This is a genomic window from Halomonas flagellata, assembly GCF_022487945.1.
Taxonomy (GTDB): domain Bacteria; phylum Pseudomonadota; class Gammaproteobacteria; order Pseudomonadales; family Halomonadaceae; genus Halomonas; species Halomonas flagellata.
The window spans coordinates 100,882-125,176 of sequence record NZ_JAKVPY010000011.1; the positions used below are offsets into that span (position 1 = coordinate 100,882).

Annotated in this window: 21 protein-coding genes; 10 read left to right on the top strand and 11 right to left on the bottom strand. The window is 71.0% G+C overall.

Going from position 1 to position 24,295, the window contains the following annotated elements:
• Nucleotides 1–40: 40 nt before the first annotated feature.
• The 3 genes from MKP05_RS11170 to MKP05_RS11180 all read left to right on the top strand — a co-directional run bounded on the left by MKP05_RS11170 (nucleotide 41) and on the right by MKP05_RS11180 (nucleotide 1,463).
• A complete protein-coding gene (locus MKP05_RS11170; protein ID WP_240568342.1) occupies nucleotides 41–451 on the top strand; it encodes an SRPBCC family protein in 411 nt (136 codons plus the stop codon).
• 93 nt (nucleotides 452–544) lie between these two features.
• Nucleotides 545–703, top strand: a complete 159-nt coding sequence (locus tag MKP05_RS11175; protein ID WP_240568343.1) for a hypothetical protein — start codon at nucleotides 545–547, stop codon at nucleotides 701–703.
• A gap of 79 nt (nucleotides 704–782) precedes the next feature.
• Nucleotides 783–1,463 carry a TVP38/TMEM64 family protein gene (locus MKP05_RS11180; RefSeq protein ID WP_240568344.1) on the top strand — a complete coding sequence of 227 codons (681 nt, stop codon included), beginning with the start codon at nucleotides 783–785 and terminating at the stop codon, nucleotides 1,461–1,463.
• A gap of 9 nt (nucleotides 1,464–1,472) precedes the next feature.
• Here MKP05_RS11180 and MKP05_RS11185 read toward each other — a convergent pair whose 3' ends face one another.
• From MKP05_RS11185 to MKP05_RS11230, 10 genes are all read right to left on the bottom strand, one after another.
• Nucleotides 1,473–3,023 carry a sensor domain-containing diguanylate cyclase gene (locus MKP05_RS11185; RefSeq protein WP_240568345.1) on the bottom strand — a complete coding sequence of 517 codons (1,551 nt, stop codon included), beginning with the start codon at nucleotides 3,021–3,023 and terminating at the stop codon, nucleotides 1,473–1,475.
• Nucleotides 3,024–3,174: 151 nt separating this feature from the next.
• Nucleotides 3,175–3,411 carry a DUF2789 domain-containing protein gene (locus MKP05_RS11190; RefSeq protein ID WP_110284987.1) on the bottom strand — a complete coding sequence of 79 codons (237 nt, stop codon included), beginning with the start codon at nucleotides 3,409–3,411 and terminating at the stop codon, nucleotides 3,175–3,177.
• A gap of 70 nt (nucleotides 3,412–3,481) precedes the next feature.
• Nucleotides 3,482–4,525, bottom strand: a complete 1,044-nt coding sequence (locus MKP05_RS11195; protein WP_240568346.1) for an asparaginase — start codon at nucleotides 4,523–4,525, stop codon at nucleotides 3,482–3,484.
• A 133-nt stretch (nucleotides 4,526–4,658) separates the two neighbouring features.
• On the bottom strand, nucleotides 4,659–5,822 hold the full coding sequence (locus MKP05_RS11200) for an MFS transporter (RefSeq protein ID WP_240568372.1): 1,164 nt from the start codon (nucleotides 5,820–5,822) through the stop codon (nucleotides 4,659–4,661).
• A gap of 55 nt (nucleotides 5,823–5,877) precedes the next feature.
• Nucleotides 5,878–6,438, bottom strand: coding sequence for a hypothetical protein (locus MKP05_RS11205; protein WP_240568347.1), 561 nt, complete (start codon nucleotides 6,436–6,438; stop codon nucleotides 5,878–5,880).
• 139 nt (nucleotides 6,439–6,577) lie between these two features.
• Nucleotides 6,578–7,915, bottom strand: a complete 1,338-nt coding sequence (locus MKP05_RS11210; RefSeq protein ID WP_240568348.1) for a DEAD/DEAH box helicase — start codon at nucleotides 7,913–7,915, stop codon at nucleotides 6,578–6,580.
• A 357-nt stretch (nucleotides 7,916–8,272) separates the two neighbouring features.
• Nucleotides 8,273–8,755, bottom strand: a complete 483-nt coding sequence (locus MKP05_RS11215) for a helix-hairpin-helix domain-containing protein (RefSeq protein ID WP_240568349.1) — start codon at nucleotides 8,753–8,755, stop codon at nucleotides 8,273–8,275.
• Between the two features lie 65 nt (nucleotides 8,756–8,820).
• Nucleotides 8,821–9,423, bottom strand: a complete 603-nt coding sequence (locus MKP05_RS11220; RefSeq protein ID WP_240568350.1) for a PqiC family protein — start codon at nucleotides 9,421–9,423, stop codon at nucleotides 8,821–8,823.
• A 12-nt stretch (nucleotides 9,424–9,435) separates the two neighbouring features.
• Entirely contained in the window at nucleotides 9,436–11,124 is a 1,689-nt protein-coding gene (gene pqiB, locus MKP05_RS11225; RefSeq protein WP_240568351.1) for an intermembrane transport protein PqiB, read from the bottom strand.
• Nucleotides 11,121–12,485, bottom strand: a complete 1,365-nt coding sequence (locus MKP05_RS11230; RefSeq protein WP_240568352.1) for a PqiA/YebS family transporter subunit — start codon at nucleotides 12,483–12,485, stop codon at nucleotides 11,121–11,123. Before MKP05_RS11230 ends, pqiB begins: the two co-directional genes overlap by 4 nt.
• A 127-nt stretch (nucleotides 12,486–12,612) precedes the next feature.
• Here MKP05_RS11230 and MKP05_RS11235 point away from each other — a divergent pair, with 127 nt between their 5' ends.
• The 7 genes from MKP05_RS11235 (at nucleotide 12,613) to MKP05_RS11265 (ending at nucleotide 22,841) form a co-directional block, all read left to right on the top strand.
• Nucleotides 12,613–13,596, top strand: coding sequence for a calcium/sodium antiporter (locus tag MKP05_RS11235; protein ID WP_240568354.1), 984 nt, complete (start codon nucleotides 12,613–12,615; stop codon nucleotides 13,594–13,596).
• Nucleotides 13,597–13,874: 278 nt separating this feature from the next.
• Nucleotides 13,875–15,293, top strand: coding sequence for a cytochrome ubiquinol oxidase subunit I (locus MKP05_RS11240; RefSeq protein ID WP_110284979.1), 1,419 nt, complete (start codon nucleotides 13,875–13,877; stop codon nucleotides 15,291–15,293).
• A 3-nt stretch (nucleotides 15,294–15,296) separates the two neighbouring features.
• Nucleotides 15,297–16,298 (top strand): cytochrome d ubiquinol oxidase subunit II, encoded by a 1,002-nt coding sequence (gene cydB, locus MKP05_RS11245; RefSeq protein ID WP_240568355.1) that lies wholly within the window; start codon nucleotides 15,297–15,299, stop codon nucleotides 16,296–16,298.
• Between the two features lie 4 nt (nucleotides 16,299–16,302).
• Nucleotides 16,303–18,006: a thiol reductant ABC exporter subunit CydD gene (gene cydD / locus MKP05_RS11250; protein WP_240568356.1), complete on the top strand. Its 1,704-nt coding sequence runs from the start codon at nucleotides 16,303–16,305 to the stop codon at nucleotides 18,004–18,006.
• On the top strand, nucleotides 17,999–19,717 hold the full coding sequence (gene cydC / locus MKP05_RS11255) for a thiol reductant ABC exporter subunit CydC (protein ID WP_240568357.1): 1,719 nt from the start codon (nucleotides 17,999–18,001) through the stop codon (nucleotides 19,715–19,717). Before cydD ends, cydC begins: the two co-directional genes overlap by 8 nt.
• 98 nt (nucleotides 19,718–19,815) lie before the next feature.
• Nucleotides 19,816–21,720 carry a DUF4139 domain-containing protein gene (locus MKP05_RS11260; protein ID WP_240568359.1) on the top strand — a complete coding sequence of 635 codons (1,905 nt, stop codon included), beginning with the start codon at nucleotides 19,816–19,818 and terminating at the stop codon, nucleotides 21,718–21,720.
• Between the two features lie 125 nt (nucleotides 21,721–21,845).
• Nucleotides 21,846–22,841: an adenosine deaminase gene (locus MKP05_RS11265; RefSeq protein WP_240568360.1), complete on the top strand. Its 996-nt coding sequence runs from the start codon at nucleotides 21,846–21,848 to the stop codon at nucleotides 22,839–22,841.
• 76 nt (nucleotides 22,842–22,917) lie between these two features.
• Here the strand turns inward: MKP05_RS11265 and guaD are convergent, their stop codons facing one another.
• Entirely contained in the window at nucleotides 22,918–24,237 is a 1,320-nt protein-coding gene (gene guaD, locus MKP05_RS11270) for a guanine deaminase (RefSeq protein WP_240568361.1), read from the bottom strand.
• Nucleotides 24,238–24,295 lie beyond the last annotated feature (58 nt).

Sequence of the window (24,295 nt, forward strand, 5' to 3'; positions counted from 1 at the left end):
GTATAGCGCACGACCCCTCCTTCGTTCTCAGGGAAGCCGCATGGCCACCATCGAACACAGCGCGATCCTCAAGGCACCGCCGGAGCGGGTCTTCGCCCTGCTCGAGCGGGTCGAGGACTTCGTCGATTACTCCGACCTGATCCAGGCGATCGAGCCGCTGGGCGACAACCGCTACCGCTGGCACGTGCATGCGGTGGGTCGTGACTGGACCTTCGATGTGGCGATCACCGAGTCGCGGGCCCCGGAGGTGCTGGCCTGGGAGTCGCTGGAGGGGGTGGAGAACCAGGGCTGCTACCGCCTGACGCCGGTCGCCGGGGGCACCGAGGTGGCGCTGACCCTGACCTATGCCTTGCGCAATCGGCTGGTGGAGAAGGCCGTCAACCGGGCGGCGAAGCCCTTGGTGGGCCGGGTGAGCCGGCAGATTCTCGAGCGGGTGGAGGCCCGGTTGTGAGGCGCTTCCCGTGGGGCCGCTATCTTTCCCGCGGTGGTGAAGCGAGCTAGGATGATGGCGACGAAGCCACCGGCTTCTCTCGAGGACTCCCCCATGATCAAGGGACTTTTCTGGTGCCTGGTCGTGCTGTTCGCGCAATTGGCGCTGCTGCGCTATGTCGATCGGCGGGTGGCCGCCATGCCGCGGCTGGCCGACGCGCCGCCCGTCGAGGAGGAGGCCTCGCCGCCTCCCGCCGGCAGACTGGATGCCTGAGACGAGCGTCCGCGCTCCGTGACCCGGCACCGGGGGCGTGGCAACATGGCGACTGCGTCCTGCCGCCGAGAGGGAACCGATGCCCAAGGAGAATTCGCTGAGCCGGCCCTGGTGCTGGGTGGCCATCGGGGCCGGCCTGTTGATGGCGGCTTACCTGTGGGTCTGGCACTCACCCGACCTCGCCGCCGTTCAGCGCTGGGCCGAGGAGGCGTCTCACCACCCCCTGACGGTGATCGTCGTCATCCTGGTCATGGCGGTGACCCTGGCCATCGGCCTGCCCGGCAGCATCGGCCTGTGGTTGATCGCCCCCTTCTATACGCCGCTTGCGGCGACCCCCATGCTGATCGTCGGCAGCGTGGGCGGTGCCCTGGGCGCCTACTCGCTCGCCGCCCGCGTCGGTGGGCGCTTCTCGCCCGGGGCCCTGACCCGCAGGATCATGCGCATGCTGGCAGGGCGCAGCGACTTCCTCACCCAGTGCGCCCTGCGCGTCATGCCGGGCTTCCCCCATTCGGTGGTCAACTATGCCGCCGGCCTGTGTCGCTTGCCGCTTGCCACCTTCATCGCCGCCGCCGTGGTCGGCCTGGGCATCAAGTGGGCGGTCTATGCCAGCGCCATCCACAGCACCCTGGCGGCGGTGGAGCGGGAGGAGGCCCTGGGGGTGGACGTGATGCTGCCGCTGCTGGCGCTGACCCTGCTGCTGCTGATCGGCGCCTGGATGCGGCGCCGCCTCGACCAGGTGCGCAACGGCCTGGCCGACTGAGCGGCGGGCTCAGGGCGGCGGGATGAAGTGGTGGGCGCTGCCGCGGCCGTTGCGCTTGGCCTGGTACATGCCCTGGTCGGCGGCATCGATCAATTCCCGGGCGTCGCGGAAGTCGGCGTCATCCAGGCAGGCGATGCCGATGGAGACCGACACGTGCAAGGACTCGCCGTCGACCCGGGCCACGGGGTGGATGGCGAGCCGTTCCGATAGCCGTGTCGCCATGGCCTCGGCCCCGGTCACCCCCTCGTCGGGGAGGATGACAAGGAATTCCTCGCCCCCGTAACGCGCGGCCAGATCGCCTTCGCGGATCATCTCCTGCAGGTTGGTGGCGAAGTTGGCCAGGACGCGGTCGCCCAGCTGATGGCCGTGCCGGTCGTTGAGTCGCTTGAAGTGGTCCAGGTCGATGAACACCACCGCCAGGTTCTTGCCCTGCGCCCGGGAGCGGTGAAAGCGTTCCTCGAGTTGCTGCTCCAGCCAGGCCCGGTTGGCGAGGCCGGTGAGCGGGTCGAGGCGACTGCTGTGCTCCAGTTCGGCGTGTTGCTCGCGGAGTGACTCGAGTTCGGCCTGCTGGGCATCGAGGCGGGCACCGAGGGCCAGGGATTGCATGAAGAGGTGTCGCTTGGCTTCGGCCAGCAGTTCGTGACCGTCCCGCTGGGGTGGCCGGGTGATCTCCAGCAGCTCGGCCATGCTCGGCAGCTGCGCCTGCAGCTCGTCGAGAATCTCCTCCAGCGAGTCCGCCGGCAGCGCCTCCAGGGCGTCGAGACGCCGGATCAGGCGGGCAAAGGCCCTCCCGGGCGTCTGTGTCAGCCAGCCGTCGGCGATCCGGCCGGAGAGGCGCAGGCAGAGCGTGGCGGGCGAGGCCGCCGCCAGTTCGCCGTGGCTCTCGGCGATGCCGCGGGCCAGGTGTGGCGGTATCCCCCAACTGGCAGCGAGCCAGGCACCCAGGTCGGCGTGGTCACAGCCGTAGCGCTCGCGCTCGGCCTGGCACAGGGCGTCGTGGTCGGCGGCGGCCCGGGTCAGGGCGGCGTAGTCGTCGCCGTCGAGGGCCCCGGCGGCGAGGATGCCGATGTCCTGTATCAGGGCGATGGTGAAGAGGGTGCCGGCGCGCTCGGGGCAGAGCCTGGCGGCCAGATGGCGCGCGGCGAGGGCGGCGATGATCGCCCGCTGCCACAGGGCGTCGAGGTCGAGTCCTTCCGCCGTGGCCGGGCGCGCCAGTCCGAAACTCATCACCGCCGCCAGGGTGGCGTCCAGTCCGATGCGCGAGACGGCGTCGCGGCAGGTGCTGGCTTCGCGGCGATGGCGGGCATAGAAGGCACTGTTGGCCAGTGCCAGCAGGCGCAGGGTGAGGGCGGGATCTTCCTCGATGGCCGCGGCGTAGTCGAACAGGCTGGCGTCGGGGCGCCGCGCCACCATCAGTACCTTGGCGACGGCGGCGGGCAGTGAGGGCAGGGTGTGGCAGTCGGCGAGTCGTGCCAGCAGCGGGGCCGGCAGTGGGGGGAGTGCATGGGGATCGAGGGGCTCCCGACCGGCTTCACACGCTGCTGTGTCGACAGGCGTCATCCGTTGTTCCCTGCGTGATCGGTGGTGGGGCCGCCGCTGGAGCGAACCCGCACAGCGTCAAAGTGCGAGTGGACATGGCGTCCTGTCTGTACACGTTTTTTTACATTGACCGGCACGGGGGGTCAAGGCAGCCGGGGGCGGGTTCGAGGAGTCAACGCTTGCGCAGGGAGGTGTTGAGGTGGTCGACCACCTCGGCCCAGTCGGCATCCTCTTCGATGGCTTCGCGCAGGAACTCGGCCTGGCCTTCGTTCCAGCAGGGGGCATCGGGCAGGGGGATCTCCTCGGGGATCGGGCCGTTGCGCTCGATGAAACGCTTGATCGCTGCCGGGTCCGAGGCGAGGCCCAGTTGCTCGAACAGTTCGGTGAAGGGGTGATCGGGATGTTCCATGGCGGCGCTCCTGGCGGGGACGGCATCACTTCCACCATAGCCATTTCCACCGTGCCCTGCCTGGCCGGTGTCAACGCTCGCCCACCAGCGGGGTGAGAAAGCGCCGGCGCCGTTCGGCGTCGTCCAGCGGCTGGGCCAGCAGGTGGACCAGCTTGGTCAGCGCCGCCTCCGGGGTCATCGACTCGCCGGAGAGGACGCCGGCATCGGCCAGCCCCTGGCCGGCGGCGTAGTGGCCGATGGCGATGCTGCCGCGAGGGCACTGGCTGATGGCGGCCAGCAGCTTGCCTTCGCCGCTGGCCCGGGCCAGCGCGCCGAGCAGTGCCGGGTCGTCCGGCACGTTGCCGCCGCCCCAGGTCTCGAGCAGGACCCCCCGCAGGCGGTCGTCGTCGAGCCAGGCGGCGACCTGGCGGGCGGTGATGCCCGGCCACAGCACCAGGCGGGCCACGCCACCCTCCGCCAGGGGGGCGTAGTCGGGCAGCTCGAAGCGGGGCGCCCCGCGCTGCTGGACCTCCAGGCCGCGGCCGGGGTAGAGCACCGCATCGTCGTCGACGCGCTCGCCGAGCGGCGGGTAGTTGGGGCTCTCGAAGGCGTCCGGGGCACTGGTATGCCACTTTCGGGTGCTGACGCCGCGCAGCAGCTTGCCGGCGAAGGCGACCGCCACCTCCTGCAGGGCGGGGATGGCGGCAAAGCGCAGCGCCGTCTCCACATTGGCCAGGGCGTCGCTGTTCTCGGCTTCCAGCGGGCGCATGGCGCCGGTCACCACCAGCGGTCGATCGAGCCCCTGCAGCTGGAAGGCCAGGCTCGAGGCGGTCCAGGCCAGGGTGTCGGTGCCGTGGAGCACCACGATGCCGGCGTGGTCGCGGTAGCGGGCGGCGACCTCCCGAGCCAGGCGCTGCCAGTCGAGGGGCGTGGCGGTGCTGGAGTCGATGGGCACCGGCGATTCGGCGAGGGTGAAGGCGGGCAGCGTGGCACGGCGGGCAGGGGGCAGGGTGTCCAGCGCACGGCGCAGGCGCGCCTCGAAGTCGCCGCCCGGGGCCAGGCCGCGGGGGGTCTCCACCATGCCCAGGGTGCCGCCGGTGTAGAGTACCAGCAGGGGAAGGTCGGCCGCCGTCATCGTCGCTCCTGTCGGGTGAGTGTGGCGCGCATGATATCACCCCTCACTCGCGTACTCTCGCCCCTGTGGGAGCCACGCTTTGCGGGGCGATGCGCCGCGAAGCGGTGCCGGCGGTTGTCTGCGGTGTTGGTGGTTACCGCCGAGTCACCAGTTGCCCGTGCTCGTCGATCTCCAGGCGGCGATTGCGCCCGGCCAGGCAGGCGATGCCGGCGGCGAAGGCCGTCACCAGCAGCAGCACCAGGGTCATGACGGGCAGGCCGACGTCGAACTGCAGCATCACGCCGACGCCCAGGGGGCCGAGGGCCGCCAGGGTGTAGCCGCCGCCCTGGGCGAGGCCGGAGAGCTTGCCGGCCAGCCGCGAGTTGCCGGTACGCAGCACGATCAGCGTCAGCGCCAGGCTGAAGCTGCCGCCCTGGCCGAGACCCAGCAGCACCACCCCGGCCCAGCGCCAGCCGGCCGGCCCCAGCAGCAGCAGCCACAGGCCCGTCGCCACGCAGCCGAGCACCAGCAGCAGGGCCGGGCGTTGGTCCCGGCCCAGCCGGGCCAGCCAGGGGGCGCCCAGGGCGGCGACCAGCTGCACCATCACCGAGGCCCCCATCATCCAGCCGGCCTCGGCCTCGCCGTAGCCGCGGGCCACCAGCAGGGTCGGCAGCCAGCCGAAGACGATATAGGCCAGCGACGACTGGGAGCCCATCAGCAGCATCACCTGCCAGGCCAGCGGCTGTCCCAGCAGGTCGCGGGTCGAGCCGGCGGCTGCCGGTAACGTCATCCCGACCCGGCGACGCGGCATCAGCGCCAGCCAGGCCACCAGGGCCAGGGCAGCCAGCGCCGACCAGCTGGCCAGGCCGGCATGCCAGCCACCCAGGGCGTTCGCCAGGGGGATGCTGAGGCCGGCGCCGAGTGCCCCGCCGAGGCAGAGTGCCATGGTATAGACGCCGGTCATCAGGTCGGCGCCGGCGGGCAGCTCGCGCTTGACCAGCGCCGGCAGCAGGGTGCCGGCCACGCCGATGGCCGCTCCCACCAGCAGGGTGCCGGTGAACAGCAGCGAGGCGGAGGGGGCGCCGCGGACCAGCAGGCCGCCGGCCAGCAGCAGCAGGGCGCCGGCGAGGGTGCGTTCGGCCCCCAGGCGTTTCGACAGCCAGGGCGCCAGGGGAGCGAAGAGGCCGAGGCAGAGCACGGGCAGGGTGGTCAGGGCGCCGATGGCGAACGGCGACAGGCCGGTATCCTGCTGGATGCGGTTGAGCAGCGGCGCCAGCGACGAGAGGGCGGGGCGCAGGTTGAGCCCCACCAGCACCATCAGCATGACGAAGACCACCAGCGTCCGACGCTGGTCGGTCACGGTGGGGTGTCGCTCAGTGGTCGTCGTCACTTCGCCACTCCCGTGCCTGGCGTGGCGATCGCCGCGTGCCCGTGTCGGGCTCGCCCGGCTTGGGGGCGATCCGCGGGTCGTCCTCCAGGGCGTCGGCGGGGCGGAAGTCGACCGCCTTGGCGAGCCCGGGGGCCTCCCGATCGACCCGCTGGCGGATGCCCGAGACATCCTCGCTGCTGACCAGCCCGGTGGTGCCGCCATAGGGGCTGGCCTGGGCGATCAGGTGCCCCTCATGGGGCCAGCAGCGCTGGGGCACCTTGGCCACCCGCCAGTCCCGCCCCTGCCAGCGGGCATGCCCGTCCGGCAGCAGCCGGAGTGACTCGAGAGGCACCAGGGCCGCGAACAGCCGGGCATTGAGCACCACCCCGCTGCCGGCCATGGCCACCGCCCCCTGGAAGGTCCCGACGGCCAGCGCTGCCAGTACCTCCCTGCGTTTCCGCGGGGTTACCAGGGTGGCCCGACCACAGAGGTGAAGGAGATCGCGATCGATCTGCTTGATCGCCCAGACCTCGACGGGTGCCTTGCCCAGCAGTCGCTTGAGCATGGGCGCGTCACCCCTGTCGGCGGCCGGCCTTGCCGCCGGCGTGGCGGTGAAGGCGTGAATCCATGGTCACTCCTGATGCTTTCCCGGTATGATGGTGGGTTAAATTCGCATATTGCGATACAGCTCGCCAGTGCTCGGATCAGGCCTGGCGGGAGCCCTGGCCGCGACTGCGACGCCGCCGCGGGGCGTGTGCCTCGTCGCCGCTGCGGTTGCCGTCGTTGCGCTGGCCACCCCCGCGTGCGGCATTGCCGCCGTTGCCTCGACGCGCCTGGTCGGTGGAGCGGCCGTTGCGCCCGCCGCGACCGCCACGCCCGTTCTCGATGGGCTCCGGCTTGGCGTTGGGGTCGGGCTCGAAGCCCGGCTCGATGCGCTTCACCAGGTCGCGCTTGATCAGCCGCTCGATGCCGCGGAGCAACCCGTGCTCGTCGACGCAGACCAGCGAGACCGCCTGGCCCTCGCTGCCGGCCCGGCCGGTGCGGCCGATGCGATGGACATAGTCCTCGGCGACATTGGGCAGTTCGAAGTTGACCACATGGGGCAGTTCGCTGATGTCGAGGCCGCGGGCGGCGATATCGGTGGCCACCAGCACCTGCAGGTCGCCGGTCTTGAAGGCCGCCAGCGCCTTGGTGCGTGCCGACTGGCTCTTGTTGCCGTGGATCGCCATGGCCGGGATGTCCTGCTTGGACAGCTGTTCGGCCAGGCGGTTTGCACCGTGCTTGGTGCGGGTGAAGACCAGCACCTGGTGCCAGCGGTGCTCGGTGATCAGGTGGGCGAGCAGGTCGCGCTTCTTCTCGCGGTCGACACGATAGATGGCCTGGTCGACGAGTTCGGCGGTGGTGTTGCGCCGCGCCACCTCGATCATCGCCGGCTTGTCGAGCAGCTTGCCGGCGAGTTGCTGGATCTCGTCGGAGAAGGTCGCCGAGAACAGCAGGTTCTGGCGCTTGGCGGGCAGCGCGCGCAGCACCTTCTTGATGTCGTGGATGAAGCCCATGTCGAGCATGCGGTCGGCTTCGTCGAGCACCAGGATCTCGACCTTCGAGAGATCCACGTGCTTCTGCTGGTGCAGGTCGAGCAGTCGGCCGGGGGTGGCGATCAGGACATCGAGGCCGGGGCGGATGGCATCGACCTGGGGTTGCTGGCCGACGCCGCCGAAGATCACGTGGGAGCGCATCTTCAGGTGGCGGCCGTAGTCGGCCACGCTCTCGCCGACCTGGGCGGCGAGTTCGCGGGTCGGGGTCAGCACCAGGGCGCGGACCTGGCGGGCGCCGGGGCGTGCCCCGCCGCCGGCCAGCCGCTGCAGCAGCGGCAGGGTGAAGCCGGCGGTCTTGCCGGTGCCGGTCTGGGCACTGGCCAGCAGGTCGCCACCCGCCAGCACGGCGGGAATCGCCTGGCGCTGGATGGGGGTGGGAACGGTATAGCCCTGCTCTTCGACAGCGCGAAGCAGTTCGGCACGCAGGCCGAGTTCGGAAAATGTCATGCGGTCTCCGCAGAGACGCCCCGGTCGCGCCACGCACGCGAAGCGGCGTGGCCAGTCCCGGGCCGGGGCGTGAAAAAGGAATCTGGCGCGGCAGGAGGGACCAGCGATCGCCGCGTGGGCGCATTATGCCAGAGCCCTGAGCGGAATGCAGCTTTCGTCTGCCGTGCGGCAGGGCAATCGCCGTTACCCAAAGCGAGAGGCGCCGGGGACAGGTCGAAGAGGGGGTCCGATTCCATGGATGGAATCGGTAGCGCCCAGGGAGGGGTTCACAGCGCCCCCTCGCCGACCTGTCGCCGGAACAGCCTCGAGCGTTACCGCCATCTGCGATTGCCCTGTGCCGTGCGCTTCTCCGGTTACTCAGAGGTTGGCCTTGATGCGCGCCAGGATGGCGCTACCCAGGCCCTCGACCTCGTCGAGCGCCGCGGGGTCCAGGGCCCGCAGCTGCTCGAGGTTGCTGATGCCGTGGACGAACAGCCGGCGGGCGGTGGCCGTGCCGATGCCCTCCAGGGCAGTGAGCCCCCGGGCGTGGCGGTCGATGAAGGCGGTGCGCGCCTTCTCGTCCAGGCCGTCGCAGGCCCCCTGGTGATAGAGCTCACAGGCCAGGCGGTCGACGCTGCCCCGGACATCGCCGAGCATCGGCAGGTCGACGAAGTCGTGCTGGCTGGCGAGATCGTCGATGCGCGCCAGCGCCGCGACGGCGCGGTCGAGCTCGGCGAGCGCCGTGGACGGGCTCTCGGTGGCAAGCACGGTCAGCAGCGCCTCGCGGGCCTGCCGCGCCAGGGCCTGGAGCTCGAGGGCGACGGTGTGGCGAGAGGATGGCTCCCGAACGGTCTCGTGCATGGTGACATCCCTGTGGGCGGTTGGGTCGCAGGTGTCTTCCCAGCATAGTGCATGGCGCCGGGAGGTCAGTGCTGACGGCGTACCGCGGCGGCAATCTGGTCGGCGACCTCGTCCCAGCTGCGGCCGAGGGCGCGGACCAGGGCCGGGTAGCCGTCGGCGTCGAGCTCGGTTTCGGCGTGGAAGCCGTCCATGGCGAGCAGGCGGCCGTCGGCGCCGCGCAGTTGCCACTGGCCGCCGGCCACCGCCAGGCCGTCATGGCGGCCCTGGAAGCGGTCGACCTCGAGGCGCAGGCGGATCGCGTCAACCCCGCGGTCGCTGCCATCGTCGAGCAGCACCCGGGTGCCCGGCAGGCGTGCGGCCAGCCGGGCCCGCAGCCCGCGCTCGAGCTGGCGGCCCAGGGCCTCGGCCCACAGGTGCTCCCGGGCCTGGTTGAGGGTGATGTCGTCGAGCTGCAGCACGATGCCCTCCACGTCCAGGTAGTGGGCGAGTCGTGGCGGTCGCACCAGCAGCAGATGCTCGGCCGTAGCATCGACCGGGGCCGTGGCCACGCTGCCCTCGGGGAGGGTGTAGCGGGTCGAGGGCGAGCTGGCGCTGGCACAACCGCCGAGCGAAAGGAGCGCGACGGCGGCGATCAACCAGGCTCCGGTGGTCTTGGGTCCGGGTCTCATGGGCATCCTTCCTCAGGGATCTCGTCTCGGGGCTCGCGGCTGCGGGTCTTCCGTGTCCAGGCTGTCGAACAGCAGCGCACGGGGGTTCTCGCTCAGGGTGCGCGCCACCGGCTGCAGGTCGCGCATCAGCCGATCCAGGCGCTCCACGGCACCGGTCAGCTCCTGGTAGGCGGTGGACTCCGGCGACAGCCCCTGCAGGGTCTGGCGCAGCTCCTCCAGGGTGGCGTTGAAGTTGCCCGGTATCCCGCGGGTGTCCGGGTCGTCGAGTACTCCCTGCAGCGAGGCGGTGAGCTCGCGCACCTCGCCGAGCATCGCCTCGGAGGCGGCGAGGTTGCGGTCCAGGCCGGCCAGCAGCGGCTCGATGTCGAGCGCGTTGAGCTTGTCGAGCAGGTCGGTGACCTGGGCCTCGATCCGGGCGAAACCACCGGAGGTGGTGGGGAAGACGCTGCGCTCGGCGAAGGTCTCGGGCGCGAACTCGTCGGCCAGGTCGCGATGGAAGTTGAGGTCGACGAACATCGCGCCGGTGAGCAGGCTGCCGCTCTTCAGCGAGGCGCGCAGGCCGAAGTCGAACAGGCGGTCGAAGCGCTCGCGCCACTCGTCGAGGTCGAGTTCCTCGCCGGTGATGCCGAGCCGCTGGGGTTCGATGCGGATCAGCACCGGGATGGCGAAGCGCGAGCGCGAGCGGGAGTCGGGCTGGGGCGCGGAAAAGTTCCAGGGCACCGCCGCCACGGTACCGATACGCACGCCGCGGAACTCCACCGGCGCACCGCGGGAGAGCCCGCGCACCGTGTCGTCGACCAGCAGCACGTACTCGAGGTAGCGGTTGAAGGTCCCCTGGCGGGCGGCATCCTCATCGGCATAGAGGTTGAAGGTGGCGTCGGGCTGGACCGGCCTGCCCACCGGCAGCTCCTCGGGGACCCCGAAGGCGACGCCGCCGCCGAGCAGCGCCTCCAGCGACTCGACGTTGACCCGAAAGCCCTCGGTGTCGAGGCGCAGGTCGATGCCGCTGGCCGACCAGAAACGCGTGGCGTCGGTGACCAGGGTGTCGTAGGGCGCCTCGATGAACAGCCGGTGCTGCATGCGACGGGTCTGGGGGTCGAACTGGGCGTCCTCGATCCGCCCCACGGTATAGCCCTGGTAGGTCACCGGATCGCCGACCCGCAGCGAATGGCCCAGGCGGCTGACCAGGTTGATGCGCAGGCCGTCGGCCCCGGCGGGGGCCACCGGTGGCTGGTCGCTGACCTCGAACTCCCGGATGTTGCGTGTGCTGGTGCCCGGCTCGAGCTGGATGAAGGCCCCGGAGAGCACCGTGCCCAGGCCGCTGATGCCTTCGCGGCCGATGCGCGGCTTGACCACCCAGAAGCGGCTGTCCTCGACCAGCATGTCCTCGGTGTCGGGGCTCATGCGGGCGGTGATCACCGCGGTGGAGAGGTCCTCGGAGAGGCCCACGCGCTCGACCCGGCCGACCTCCACGTTGCGGGTCTTGATCAAGGTGCTGCCGGCCTCGATGCCCTCGGCGTTGCTCATCACCAGGGTGATCTGCGGGCCGCGGCTGCGATAGTTGTCGTAGACCAGCCAGGCCCCGATCAGGATCGCCACGATCGGCACGATCCAGATCGGCGAGAGACGTGCCTGGGGCGTGGCCCTGGCGCGCTGCATGTCCCGTTCGGGGGCGTCGTCGGGGCGCGGGGAATCGCTCATCCGGGGGATCCTTGTCGAGTGCTGCCGGGGGCCGGCCGGGACTCGCGTGGCAGGGGCGTGTCCCAGATCAGCCGGGGATCGAAGGTCATGGCGGAGAGCATGGTGATCACCACCACGGCGCCGAAGGCCAGGGCGGCGGGCCCGGGGGTGATCGACATCAGCGAGCCGGCCCGGATCAGCGCCACCAGGATGGCCACCACGAAGACGTCCACCATCGACCAGCGGCCGATGAACTCGGTGATCCGGTAGAGCCGCGTGCGGGTGGCGGCATTGAGCTCGTGGCTGCGCTTCACGACCAGGCAGAGCCAGCCCAGGGCGACCACCTTGCCGACCGGGACGATCACGCTGGCGACGAAGATCACCACGGCCACCGGCCAGGACCCCATCTGGATCAGCTCGACCACGCCGCCGATGATCGTGGAGGGGGAGCTGTGGCCCAGGCTGGTGGTGGTCATGATCGGGTAGACATTGGCGGGAATGTACATCACCGCGGCCGCAATCAGCAGGGCCCAGGTGCGCTGCAGGCTGTGCGGCAGGCGGGCATGCAGCCGTTCGCCACAGCGCCGGCAGTGGCTGTGGCGACCAGGCTCCAGGCGGTTGACCAGCCCGCAGGTGGCACAGCCGGCGAGCCCCTGGGCAGCGGCGGTTTCGCCGGTGCGCGCGCCTGCCGGTGCCCGGGGTTCCCCGGCGAGCGAGAACCACATCCAGTCCGAGTCGATGGACTGGGTGGTGAGCAGCAGCAGCAGGGCGAAGGCGCAGAAGGCCCAGAACGCCATGCCGAGTTCGATCTGTGCCATGCCGGCGATCTTGATCAGGCTCACCAGGGCCCCGATGATGAACACATCGGCCATCATCCAGGGGTGCAGGTGGGCCAGCGACCTGGCGATGCTGCGACTGGCCGGCAGCGGGTCGTTCCTCAGCAGCCCGAGCTGCAGCCATATCACGCCCAGCAGATAGACCGCCGGCAACACGATGATGGTGAGGATCACCGCGATGGCGACGATGGGCTGATGGAAGCCGACCAGGGTGGTGGCGGTCTGGGACAGCTCGATGCGGTTGCCGATGCCGCCGATGCTGAAGCTGACGAAGGGCAAGGTGACCGCCATGGCCAGGGCCAGCAGGGCCGAGAGCGCCAGTGCCATGCTGCGCTGCGCCGGACGGAAGTGGCGCGTGACCAGGGTGTGGCCACAGCGCGGGCAGTCGGCCTTCTCGCCGGGGCGCAGCGGCGGCAGGGCCACCAGCCAGTCGCACTCGTGGCAGGCGCGCAGGCGTCGACGCGAGGTGTGCACCTCCGGCGGGGAGCGATCCACCAGGGGGTCGCCCCGAGGCAGGGCCGGGACTCGAAAATAGCGCTTGGGCACCGCGGCAGTCACTCTCCCTGAAATGGTCGATCCGGGGGCGGCCGGACCCTCGTAAGAAAGTGTGACACGTTGACCCGGACGACACCATAGTCAAACATGCACCCCTGAATGTTCCCGAGATACTCTCATGATGCTTCCTGCAATTGCGTTGGTGGCGGGCCTGGTCCTGCTGGTGTGGAGCGCCGAACGCTTCGTGGACGGGGCGGCGGCGACCTCCCGACGACTGGGGCTCTCGCCGCTGCTGATCGGCATGCTGGTGATCGGCTTCGGTACTTCGGCGCCCGAATTGATGGTCTCGGCGCTGGCGGCGGGGCAGGGCAATCCCGGCCTGGCGCTGGGCAATGCCTACGGCTCCAACATCGCCAACATCGGCCTGATCCTGGGGCTGGTGGCGCTGATCTCGCCGTTGGCGGTGCACTCGGGGGTGATTCGCCGCGAGCTGCCGGTGCTGGGGGGGGTGACCCTGCTCTCGGCGCTGCTGATGTGGGGCGGGGTGATCGGTCGCTGGGAGGGGGGGCTGCTGCTGGTCCTGCTGGCCGGCTTCATCGGCGCCAGCATCGTTCAGGCCCGGCGTGACCGGGCCGATCCCTTGGCGGCGGAGACGGAGGAGAGCCTGGCGGTGCACCCCATGTCGCTGGGCGCCGGGATCGCCTGGACCGGCATCGGCCTGGTGCTGCTGGTGGTCAGCTCGCGGATCCTGGTGTGGGGGGCGGTGGCCATCGCCCAGGGGTTCGGCGTCAGCGACCTGATCATCGGCCTGACCGTGGTGGCGGTGGGCACCTCGCTGCCCGAGCTGGCCTCGTCGATCAGTGCCTTGCGCCGGCGCGAGCACGACCTGGTGCTGGGCAACGTGGTGGGGTCGAACCTCTTCAATACCCTGGGCGTGGTGGGCCTGGCGGCGGTGATCACCCCGATCCAGGTGGGCACCGAGGTGCTGTTGCGCGACTGGAGCCTGATGACCACCATGACCGCGATGATGGCGGTGTTCGCCCTGGGCTGGCGGGGGCGTCAGGGGCGCATCAACCGCCTCGAGGGCGCCGTGCTGCTGACGATGTTCGTTGCCTATACCAGCTGGCTGGTGCACCTGGTGCTGCAGGGCGGCAATGTCTGACCGACCGGGCTGCGACAAAGCGACACAGCGGCAAGGGACGCCTCGTTCGGCATCATGATCCCGGGGCGACGTCGCAAACTGCCAAAAGTTCCATCAGGCGGATCATCGGCGGGATGCGTCATGGTCTCCCCGTCCCTGAACTAGGCTTGACGGGACGAGCTGTCGAGGTGGAATGCGTCACGGCGGGCCAGCACCAGGCCGGAGGCACAACGGCACCGGAGAGTGCCGCCGCATCCCTTGCGACCCTTTGAACCCATCGCAGTGACGAGGCATGCGCCATGGAACTGGATCCCCTGTTGTTGTCGCGATTGCAATTCGCCTTCGTGGTCTCCTTCCACGCCATCTTTCCGGTGTTCACCATCGGCCTGGCGTCCTATATCGCCGTGCTCAACGGCCTCTTCTACAAGACCGGCAACCTGGCCTGGGATCGCCTGGCGATGTTCTGGACCCGGGTCTTCGCCGTGGTGTTCGGCATGGGGGTGGTCTCGGGCATCGTCATGTCCTTCCAGTTCGGCACCAACTGGAGCAACTTCTCGCTGGCGGCCTCCAACTTCCTGGGGCCGATGCTCAGCTACGAGGTGGTCACCGCCTTCTTCCTCGAGGCTGCTTTCCTCGGCGTGCTGCTCTTCGGCCGCGGCAAGGTGCCCCAGGGCGTGCACCTCTTCGCCTCGATCATGGTGGCCATCGGGACCTTCATCTCGTCGTTCTGGATTCTCTCCGCCAACAGCTGGATGCAGACGCCGGCCGGTGCGGAGCTGATCGACGGCCGTTTCCGGATCACCGACTGGAGCACGGCGATCTTCAACCCCTCCTTCAGGTACCGTTTCACGCACATGGTGATGGCGTCGTTCCTCACCGGGGGCTTCGTGGTGGCCGGCGTCAGCGCCTGGTACCTGCTGCTCGGCCGCGACGTCGAGGCCAATCGCAAGGCCTTCTCCATGTGTCTGTGGCTGCTGCTGGTGCTGGCGCCGGCCCAGGCGGTGGTGGGCGATTTCCATGGCCTCAATACCCTGGAGCACCAGCCCACCAAGGTGGCCGCCATGGAGGGCAACTGGGATACACAGCAGGGCGCCCCCCTGCTGTTGTTTGCCCTGCCGGATCAGGACGCCCAGGAAAATCGCTTCGAGCTCGGCATCCCGGGGCTGGCCAGCCTGATCCTGACCCATCACCTGGACGGCGAGTTGCCGGGGATCACTGAGCTGCCCCCGGAGGAACAGCCGCCGGTGTGGATCGTGTTCTGGTCGTTCCGGATCATGGTGGCGATGGGCTTTTTGATGATCGCCGTGGCTGTCGCCGGGCTCTGGCTGAGGGTCAGGGGTCGGCTCTATGCGCATCGCGGGTACCTTCAGCTGATGCGGGTGATGACGGTGACGCCCTTCCTGGCCGTGCTCGCCGGCTGGTTCGTCACCGAGACGGGCCGGGCCCCCTGGCTGGTCTACGGCATGATGACCCATGCCGAGGGCCTGACGCCGTCGCTGACCGGCGGCATGGCGCTGTTCACCCTGGTGGGCTACGTGGCGGTCTATGCCGTGGTGTTCTGGGCCGGGGTCTACTACCTCACCCGGGTGGTGCGCCAGGGCATGCTGCCCGAGGACGAACACGCTGCCGTGGAAGGCGAGGTCGAGCGGCCCATGCGCCCGCTCTCGGCCGCCCACACCCCCTTCGAGCAAGACGCCGCCCCGACCTGGAGGAGATAAGCCATGGAGATGTTCGATCTTTCGTTGATCTGGGCCGTCATCATCGGCTTCGGCGTGATCATGTACGTGCTGATGGACGGCTTCGACCTGGGGGTGGGGATCCTTTTCCCCTTCGCCCCGGACGAGGCGGCCCGGGACGTGATGATGAACTCGGTGGCGCCGGTATGGGACGGCAACGAGACCTGGCTGGTGCTGGGCGGGGCCGGGCTGCTGGGGGCCTTCCCGCTGGTCTACTCGGTGTTCCTGCCGGCGCTCTACATCGGCGTCTTCCTGATGCTCGCGGGGCTGATCTTCCGCGGCATCGCCTTCGAGTTCCGCTTCAAGTCCCACCGCAACCGCCGCTGGTGGAACCGCGCCTTCTGCTGGGGCTCGGCGGTGGCCGCCTTCGCCCAGGGCGCGGTCGTGGGCACCTATATCCAGGGCTTCGCGGTGGAGGACTTCGTCTACGTGGGTGGAGCGCTGGACTGGCTGACGCCCTTCACCGTGCTCACCGGCCTGGGGCTGATGGCCGGCTACGCGCTGCTCGGCGCCACCTGGCTGATCATGAAGTCCGAGGGCTATGTGCAGGCGTGGGCCTATCGCATCACGCCGCCACTGCTGGCCGCGGTGCTCGCGGTGTTCCTGATCATCAGCCTCTGGACGCCCTTCGTGAACCCGGCCGTCTGGGCACGCTGGTTCGACCATATCCAGCTGATCTGGATCCTGCCCGCCCTGGCGCTGTTCTGCGCCTTCGTGGTGTTCCGTTCGGTCCGCCGCCGCAGCGAGGGGCTGCCCTTCGTGGCGACCCTGGGGGTCTATATCTTCACCTACCTGGGGCTGGTGGCGAGCAAGTGGCCGGTGATCGTGCCGCCGAACTACACCATCTGGGACGCCGCCTCGGCGCCGGAGTCCCAGCTCTTCCTGCTGCTCGGTGTGCTGTTCGTGATTCCCATCGTGCTGGCCTATACCGCCTGGACCTACTGGGTATTCCGCGGCAAGGTCAAGGTGGGCGAGGGGTATCACTGAGCCCATGAGCGAGCCGGAAACGCCGGGCGAGGCCCTGACCCCGCGGCGCTGGCTCAATGAGCTGGCCGCCCCCGAGCGCCGCCTGCTGGGGCTGGCGACCCTGGCCGGGGTGGTCGCCGGGGCCCTGACCCTGGGGCAGATGGGCGCGCTGGCCTGGCTGGTATCCGAGCTGGTGGTGGCGACGCGGGCCCCGGGCGAACTCTGGCCGGGCTTTCTCGCCCTGGGCGTGATCCTGCCGCTGCGCGCCCTGGCCCAGTGGGCGCAGGAGGCGGCCGGTCTCGAGGCCAGCCTGCGCATCCGCCGCCGGGCGCGAGCGGCGCTGCTCGACCACCTGGCGCGGCTGGGGCCGGTGCGCCTGGCCTCGCGCCACTCGGCCTCGCTGGCCAACCAACTGGTGGAGCAGGTGGAGGCCCTGGACGGTTACTTCGCCCGCTTCCTGCCGCAGTTGCGCCTGGCGGTCGTGCTGCCGCTGCTGGTCCTCGTCGTGGTGGTCTGGCTCGACTGGCTGGCGGCGCTCTTCCTGTTGCTCTCGGCGCCCCTGATCCCGCTGTTCATGGCGCTGGTCGGCATGGGCGCCGAACGGCTCAATCGCCAGCAGTTCGCCGCCGTGGCCCGGCTCTCCGGCCACTTCATCGACCGGGTGCGGGGGATCACCACCCTGCAGCTGTTCGGCCGTACCCGGGAGGCCACCGCCGAGGTACACGCCGCCGCCGACGACTATCGGCGCCTGAGCATGCGCACCCTGCGCCTGGCCTTCCTCTCCTCGGCGGTGCTGGAGTTCTTCGCCTCGGTGGCCATCGCCGTGGTGGCGATCTATGTGGGCTTCGGCCTGCTGGGCTATATCGACTACGGCCCTTCGCCCGGGCTGACGCTCTTCTCCGGCCTGCTGGTGCTGCTGCTGGCGCCGGAATTCTTCCAGCCCCTGCGCACCCTGTCGCAGCACTACCACGACCGGGCCGCGGCGCTGGGGGCCGCCGATGGCCTGGTGGCGCTGCTCGATGAGGCGCCCGCTCCCGGGCGTGACGGGGACCGGGGGCCGGTGCCGACCGCCTCGGGCGAGCTGGCGACCCTGCACGCCGTCACGGTGGAATACCCCGGCCGGGGGCGCGTGCTGGGGCCGCTGGACCTGGCGGTGCGGCCGGGCGAGGTACTGGCGATCACCGGGCCGTCGGGGGCGGGCAAGTCGACCCTGCTGCAGCTGCTCGCCGGCTTCGTCGGCCCCGGGCAGGGCGAGCGGCGGCTGGCCGCCGGCCTCGCCTTCGCCTGGATGGACCAGCGTCCGCTGCTGATCCAGGGCAGCCTCGCCGACAACCTGCGCCTGGCCGCACCCGAGGCCGATGAGCCCGCCATGCGGGCGGCGCTAGGGAGGGCCGGCCTCGGCGAGCTGGTGGCCGGCCTGCCCCAGGGGCTGGCGACGCCGCTGGGCGAGCGGGGCGTCGGCCTCTCCGGCGGCCAGGCCCAGCGCCTGGCGCTGGCGCGGGTGTTCCTCTCGCCGGCCCCGCTGGTGCTGCTCGACGAACCCACCGCCAGCCTCGATGCCGACACCGAGGCCCGGGTGGTCGCGGCCCTGGGTGAGCTGGCCGGGGCGGGGCGCAGCCTGGTGATCGCCACCCATCACCCGGCGCTGATGGCGCTGGCGGATCGCCGGCTCGAGCTGGTCGGGGGGCGCGCGGTCGCACGAGCGGCGCAGGAGGCCCGGCATGACTGACCCCCGGCGCGGGGACACCCTGCGCACCACCTTCGCCCCCTGGCTGCGCCTGCTCGACCGGCGGCGGGGGCGGCTGGTCGCGGGCGCGGCCCTGATGGCCCTGACGCTGCTCTCCGCCGTGGGCCTGCTGGCACTCTCCGGCTGGTTCATCACCGCGAGTGCCCTGGCCGGCCTGGCGATGGTGGCCGGGCTGGCGGCGAGCCTGGACGTCTACGTGCCCGGCGGCGGCATTCGCGCCTTCGCCGTGACCCGCACGGTGTCACGCTATCTCGAACGTCTCTACAACCACGATACCGTGCTGAGGCTGCTGGCCGACCTGCGCGGCCGGCTGTTCGGCGTGCTGGCGGCGCTGGACGACCGGGCGCTGTCGCGGCGCCGGGCGAGCGACTGGCTGCACCGCCTGACTGCCGATATCGACACCCTCGACGGCCTCTACCTGCGGCTGCTGGCGCCGCCGGCCGTGGCGGCCCTGGCGCTGCTCGGGCTGGGGGGCTTCCTCGCCCTGTGGTCGCCGGCGGCGGGGGCCGCCGTGGTCGTGCTGCTGGGCCTGGCCCTCGCCTGGATCACGCTGGGGCAGGCACGCCTCGGCATGGCCACGAGCCACCGCCAGGTCGCCGACCTGGAGCGGTTGCGGGGGCGGTTGATCGAGCAGCTGCAGGGCCTCGCCGAACTGGAGGCCTACGGCAGCCTGGCGGAGCATCGCCGTCGCCTGGACACCCTCGAGGCGCGCATCGAGGCCGACCAGCGCCGGCTCGGGCAGCGGGCGGCGCTGGGCAATGCCCTGGTCGGCGTGGCGGTGGGCGTGACCCTGGCGGCGGTGCTGTGGCTGGCGGCCCTGGCCCATGACGCCGGTACCCTGCCGGGGCCGCTGGTGGTGATGATGGTCCTGGCGGTGCTGGCGATGAACGAGGCCCTGGCCGGCCTGCCCCTGGCCTTCACGCGGCTGGGGGCCACCCGGGCCGCCGCCGAGCGTCTCAACGCCCTGGAGGCGGCTCGACCGCCCGACGTGGAGGCGGGCGAGGGGCTGCCGCCGGGCCCGCCGGCGCTGAGCCTGGAGGGGGTGACGCTGCACTACCCCGGGGCCCTGGTGCCGGCGCTGGACGATGTCTCGTTCTCCCTGGCCCCCGGCGAGCGACTGGCGATCACCGGCGGCTCCGGGGCCGGCAAGTCCAGCGTCGCCGCCCTGCTCGCCGGTCGGCTCGGCGCGACCGAGGGGCGGGTCCGGCTGGGCGGTCTCGAGGTCGGACGACTGTCACCGTCGCGGCTCGCCGAACGGGTGGCGATGCTGACCCAGCGGGTCGACCTGTTCGACGACAGCCTGGCCGCCAACCTGCGTATCGCCGACCCTGCGGCGAGCGTGGCCGACCTGTGGCGGGCGCTGGCGGCGGTGGAGCTGGCCGACTGGGCCGAGGCGTTGCCCCGGGGGCTCGAGACCCGGGTCGGGGAGGGGGGCCGCCGGCTCTCGGGCGGGCAGGCCCGCCGTCTGGCGCTGGCCCGGCTGGTGCTGCGCGACCCGGTCCTGGTGATCCTCGACGAGCCCTTCGCCGGCCTGGATGCCGGGACCGCCTCGCGCATCGCTCGCTGGCTCGATGAGTGGCTGGCCGGGCGCACGGTGGTCTACCTCGTGCATCAACTCGGCGGCGAGGCCGATCCTCCCGGCGTGCAGCACACCCTGCAACTGGTTGACGGCCGGTTGAACGGCTATACCTGATAGCCTGTCGGGGGGACGTCGAGGGGAAGATCGCTATGGGACAGTGCCGGAGGGCGAGAGCGTCGTCGTGGCGGGGCGTGCGGCCGGGTGCCGTGGCCTTGCTGTTGTGGTTCGGTGGCGGCCTCGCCGGCCCGTTGGCGGCGGAGCAGCGGGTGGCGGCGGTCACGCTCTCCTCGGGAGGCCTGGCGGAGATACACCGGACCGCGCCGCTGGAGGGGGGCGGCATCCTGCACCTCGATGTGCCCCTGGCGCAGGTCGACGACATCCTCAAGAGCCTGGTGGTGCGCGACCCCGAGGGTCGACTGGTCTCCCTGACGCTGGATGGCCTCGCCGCCGTGGAGGAAACCTTTCGCCGGCTGCCCTTCGGGCCCGAGGACCTGGGCTCGGTGGTGCGTCTGGCCGGTGCCCTGCAGGGGGTACCCGTGAGGGCCACCTCGGGGGGCCGCAGCGTCGAGGGGCTGCTGCTCGGCGTCGACGTCCGGCCGCCCCGGGGCGAGGGGCAGGAGGAAACCCGGACCCTGTCGGTGCTCGATGACGAGGGCAGCGTGGTGACCCTGAGGCTGGCCAGCGGGGCGCGGCTCGAGATCCTCGACGCGGCCCTGCGCGAGCGACTGCGCCAGGCGGCCCGGATCAGCGGGCGGGGGCGCACCGACGAGATGCGCCGTATCGACATCGCCCTCGAAGGGCAGGGCGAACGCGAGGTGGGCCTCTCCTACGTGGTGGCCGCGCCGGTGTGGAAGACCGCCTACCGGCTGCTGCTCGATGGTGAGCGGGAGGCGCGCCTGCAGGCCTGGGCGGTGATCGAGAATGCCAGCGGCGCCGACTGGGACGCGGTGACCCTGACGCTCTCCAGCGGGGCCCCGGTGACGCTGTCCCAGCGCCTGCTCCAGCGCTACTGGCACACGCGTCCCGAGGTGCCGGTCAGCGCCGACACGGCGGCCCCGCCGCGGCCCGACGGGGGCGCCGTGCAGGCCCCCGCGATGGAGTCCGCCCTGGCGCGAGGCAGGGCGGCGAGCGACATGGCCGCCGTTGCCGAGCCGGCGCAGCCGGCCCTGGCCACGCAGGGCGCTACGGCCGCCACCTGGCGGCTGCCCCAGCCGGTGGATCTGGCGGCGGGGCGGACCCTGTCGGTCCCCTATATCGATGCCCGGGTGCCCGCCGAGCGGCTCTCGGTCTTCCAGCCGGAACGCGGCGAGGATCATCCCGTGGCCGCGGTGCGCCTGGAGAATCGCACCGAGAGCTTCCTGCCGACGGGGCTGGTCACTGTCTACGAGGAGGGCGTCGGCCATGTGGGGGACATCAACCTGCCGGGCATCCCGGCCGGCGATGCTCGCCTGGCCAGCTTCGCCGCCGACCGCCAGGTGCGCATCAGCAGCGAGTCCCGGCCCGAGGAGAGCCTGGCGCGGGTCACCATCGTCGATGGCACCCTGAGGGCCACGCGGCTCTCGCGGGTCACCACACGCTATGCCCTCGACAGCGAGGCTCGCGCTCCCCGCCGCGTGATGATCGAGCATCCGGCGCGGGCGGGCTGGCGTTTCTCTTCCGACGCCCTGGTCGAGTCCACCCCCACCCATCGGCGGCTGGGGGTGGCGCTCGACCCCGGTGGCAGTGCCGTGGTCGAGGCCCGGGAAGAGGTGACCCGCAGCCAGACCGTCGCCCTGGTGGATGCCGACACCGAGCTGCTGGCGCAGTGGACCGATGCCGCCGATGACGACACCGCCGAGGCCCTGGCTGCCCTGCTCGAGCATCGGCGCGGGGTCGCCGAGGTGGAGGACGAGCTGAGGGGCCTGGCGCGCGACCTGCAGCGGGCCGCCGACAGCCAGGCCAGGATCCGCGACAATCTCGCCGCTGTGGGCATCGACACCGAGCCGGGCCAGCGCTACGTGGCCGAGCTGGAGGCACAGGATGCACGCATCGCGTCGCTGGCGCAGCGCCGGGAACAGGCCGAGGAGCGGCTCGCGATGCGGCGTGCCGGGCTGGCGGCGCTGCTGCGCGAGCTATGACGGTGGGGCGTCCGACGCCCCTCGCTAATTTCCAACGGCGCTTGCCCCGATTTCCGGCCGAGGGGCTTTGCGCAAACGGTCAGTTTATTTCAGGATACGGTAAATGACCGTGAGCGAGGTGAGTCGTGCGTGAATTCCTGAAACGCCTGCCCAAGGCCGAGCTGCATCTGCATATCGAGGGGACGCTGGAGCCCGAGCTGATGTTCGCGCTGGCCGAGCGCAACCGCATTCAACTGCCCTATGCCTCGGTGGAGCGGGTGCGGGAAGCCTATGACTTCACCGACCTGCAGTCCTTTCTCGACCTCTATTACCGGGGCATGAGCGTGCTGCGCACCGCCGAGGATTTCCATGACCTGGCCATGGACTACTTTCGTCGTGCCAGTGCCGAGGGCGTGGTGCATGTCGAGATGCACTTCGACCCCCAGGCGCACCTGGTGCGGGGCATTCCGCTTCCGGTGGTGATGGAGGGCCTGAGCCTGGCCCGGCGCGTGGCCGAGCGAGAACTGGGGCTCTCCACGGCGCTGATCATGGCCTTCCTGCGCGACCGTCCCGCCGAGGAGGCGATGCAGATGCTGGAGCGCGCCGCCCCCTACTGGGAGATGCTCGACGCCGTGGGGCTGGACAGCGCCGAGCGCGGCAATCCGCCGGCGAAGTTCGTCGAGGTGTTCGAGCGGGCCCGGGCGCTGGGCATCCCGCGGGTGGCCCATGCCGGCGAGGAGGGGCCGCCGGAGTACATCCGCGAGGCGCTGGACCGGCTCGACGTCTGCCGCATCGACCATGGCGTGCGCTGCCTGGAGGATCCGGCGCTGGTGGCGCGGCTGCGCGACCAGGGCACCGTGCTGACCGTCTGCCCGCTCTCCAACGTGCGCCTCAGGGTGGTCGAGCGCATCGAGGATCACCCGCTGCCGCGACTGCTCGAGGCCGGCCTGCGGCTGACGATCAACTCCGACGATCCGGCCTACTTCGGCGGTGGCATGCTCGACAACTACCTGGCCTGTCACCGGGCCTTCGGCTGGTCGAGGGAAGTCTTCATCGAACTGGCCGGCACCGCCATCGAGGCCGCCTTCCTCGGCGACGAGCGCCGCCGGGCGCTGCACCGCCAGCTGGCGGCGAGCGCCTGAGGATGGCGGCCGGTTCGCCGTCCTCCTCGGTGCTGGCTACCAGCCGGCAGTGATCGCGTTATTGTGCCCGGATTTCTCAGGGTTCGCGGCGGTGCTGGCGGCGACCGTCGGCCCAGGTCTCCAGCACCGTGCGGTCGTCGCCGAGCATCATCATCGCGAAGAGGCGCTCGGCGAGGGTCTGGCAGCGGGCGTGTCGCCTGGCCAGCAGCGGCGTGGCGGCCGGGTCCAGGACCACGAAGTCGGCCTCCAGGCCCGGTGCCAGGCGCCCGATACGGTCGTCCAGCGACAGCGCCCGGGCGTTGCCCAGGGTCAACCCGAAGAAGCCCTGCCAGGCGGTGAGCGGCTGGCCGCGCAGCTGGCCCACCTGATAGGCGGCCTTGAGCGTCGCCAGGCCCGACAGGTCGGTGCCGCCGCCCACGTCGCTGGCGTAAGTGATGGCGAGGCCGGCCTCGCGGGCCGCCAGCCGGTCGAACAGCCCGCTGCCGAGGAACATGTTGGAACTGGGGCAGAAGGCGAGGTTGGCGCCGCGCTCGGCGAGGCGGCCGCGCATCTCCTGGTCCAGATGGATGCCGTGGGCGAAGGTGCTGCGCGGCCCGACCAGGCCGGATTGCTCGTAGACCGCGAGGTAGTCGCGGCTGCCGGGGAAGAGCTCGGCCACCCAGTCGAGCTCGCCGGTGTTCTCGGCGAGATGCGTCTGCAGCCAGAGGCTTGAATCGTTGCGCATCAGGCCGCCGGTGGCATCGAGCTGGGCCCGGGTCGAGGTGGGGGCGAAGCGCGGGGTCAGGCTGTAGCCGAGCCGGCCCTTGCCGTGCCAGTCGCCGATCAGCCGCTCGGTGTCGCGGATGCCCCCCTCGGTAGCGTCGCACAGCGCCTCGGGGGCATGGCGGTCCATCAACACCTTGCCGGCGAGCATGCGCAGCCCGCGCCGCTGGCTGGCACCGAAGAAGGCGTCCACCGACACCGGATGGCTCGAGCAGAACACCTGGGCGGTGGTGGTGCCCGCCCGCAGCAGCTCGTCGAGGAAGGCGTCGGAGAGCGCCTCGGCATGCTCGCGCCGGGCGAAGCGGCACTCCTCGGGGAAGGTGTAGTCGTTCAGCCAGTCGAGCAGCTGGCGGCCGTAGGAGGCCATGATCTCCAGCTGGACATAGTGCACATGGCTGTCGATGAAACCGGGCATCACCAGCTTGCCGCGGTGATCGATGACCTCGATGCCGTCGGGCAGCTCGGGGGCCAGCCGGGCGTAGTCGTCCATGGCCCGGATGCGGCCGTTCTCCAGCCATAGGGCGCCGTCCGGGATATGCCGTATGCTGCCGGCCGCCGGGGTGTCGCCCTCGCCGGGGTCGGCCTCGAAGCTCAGCAATTCGGCGCGCAGCAGGCGCGAGTCGATGGTTGTCATGTCGTCAGGGCTCATCATCGTTTGGGGTCAGACCCCTCAGCGGACTTTGGGGTCTGAC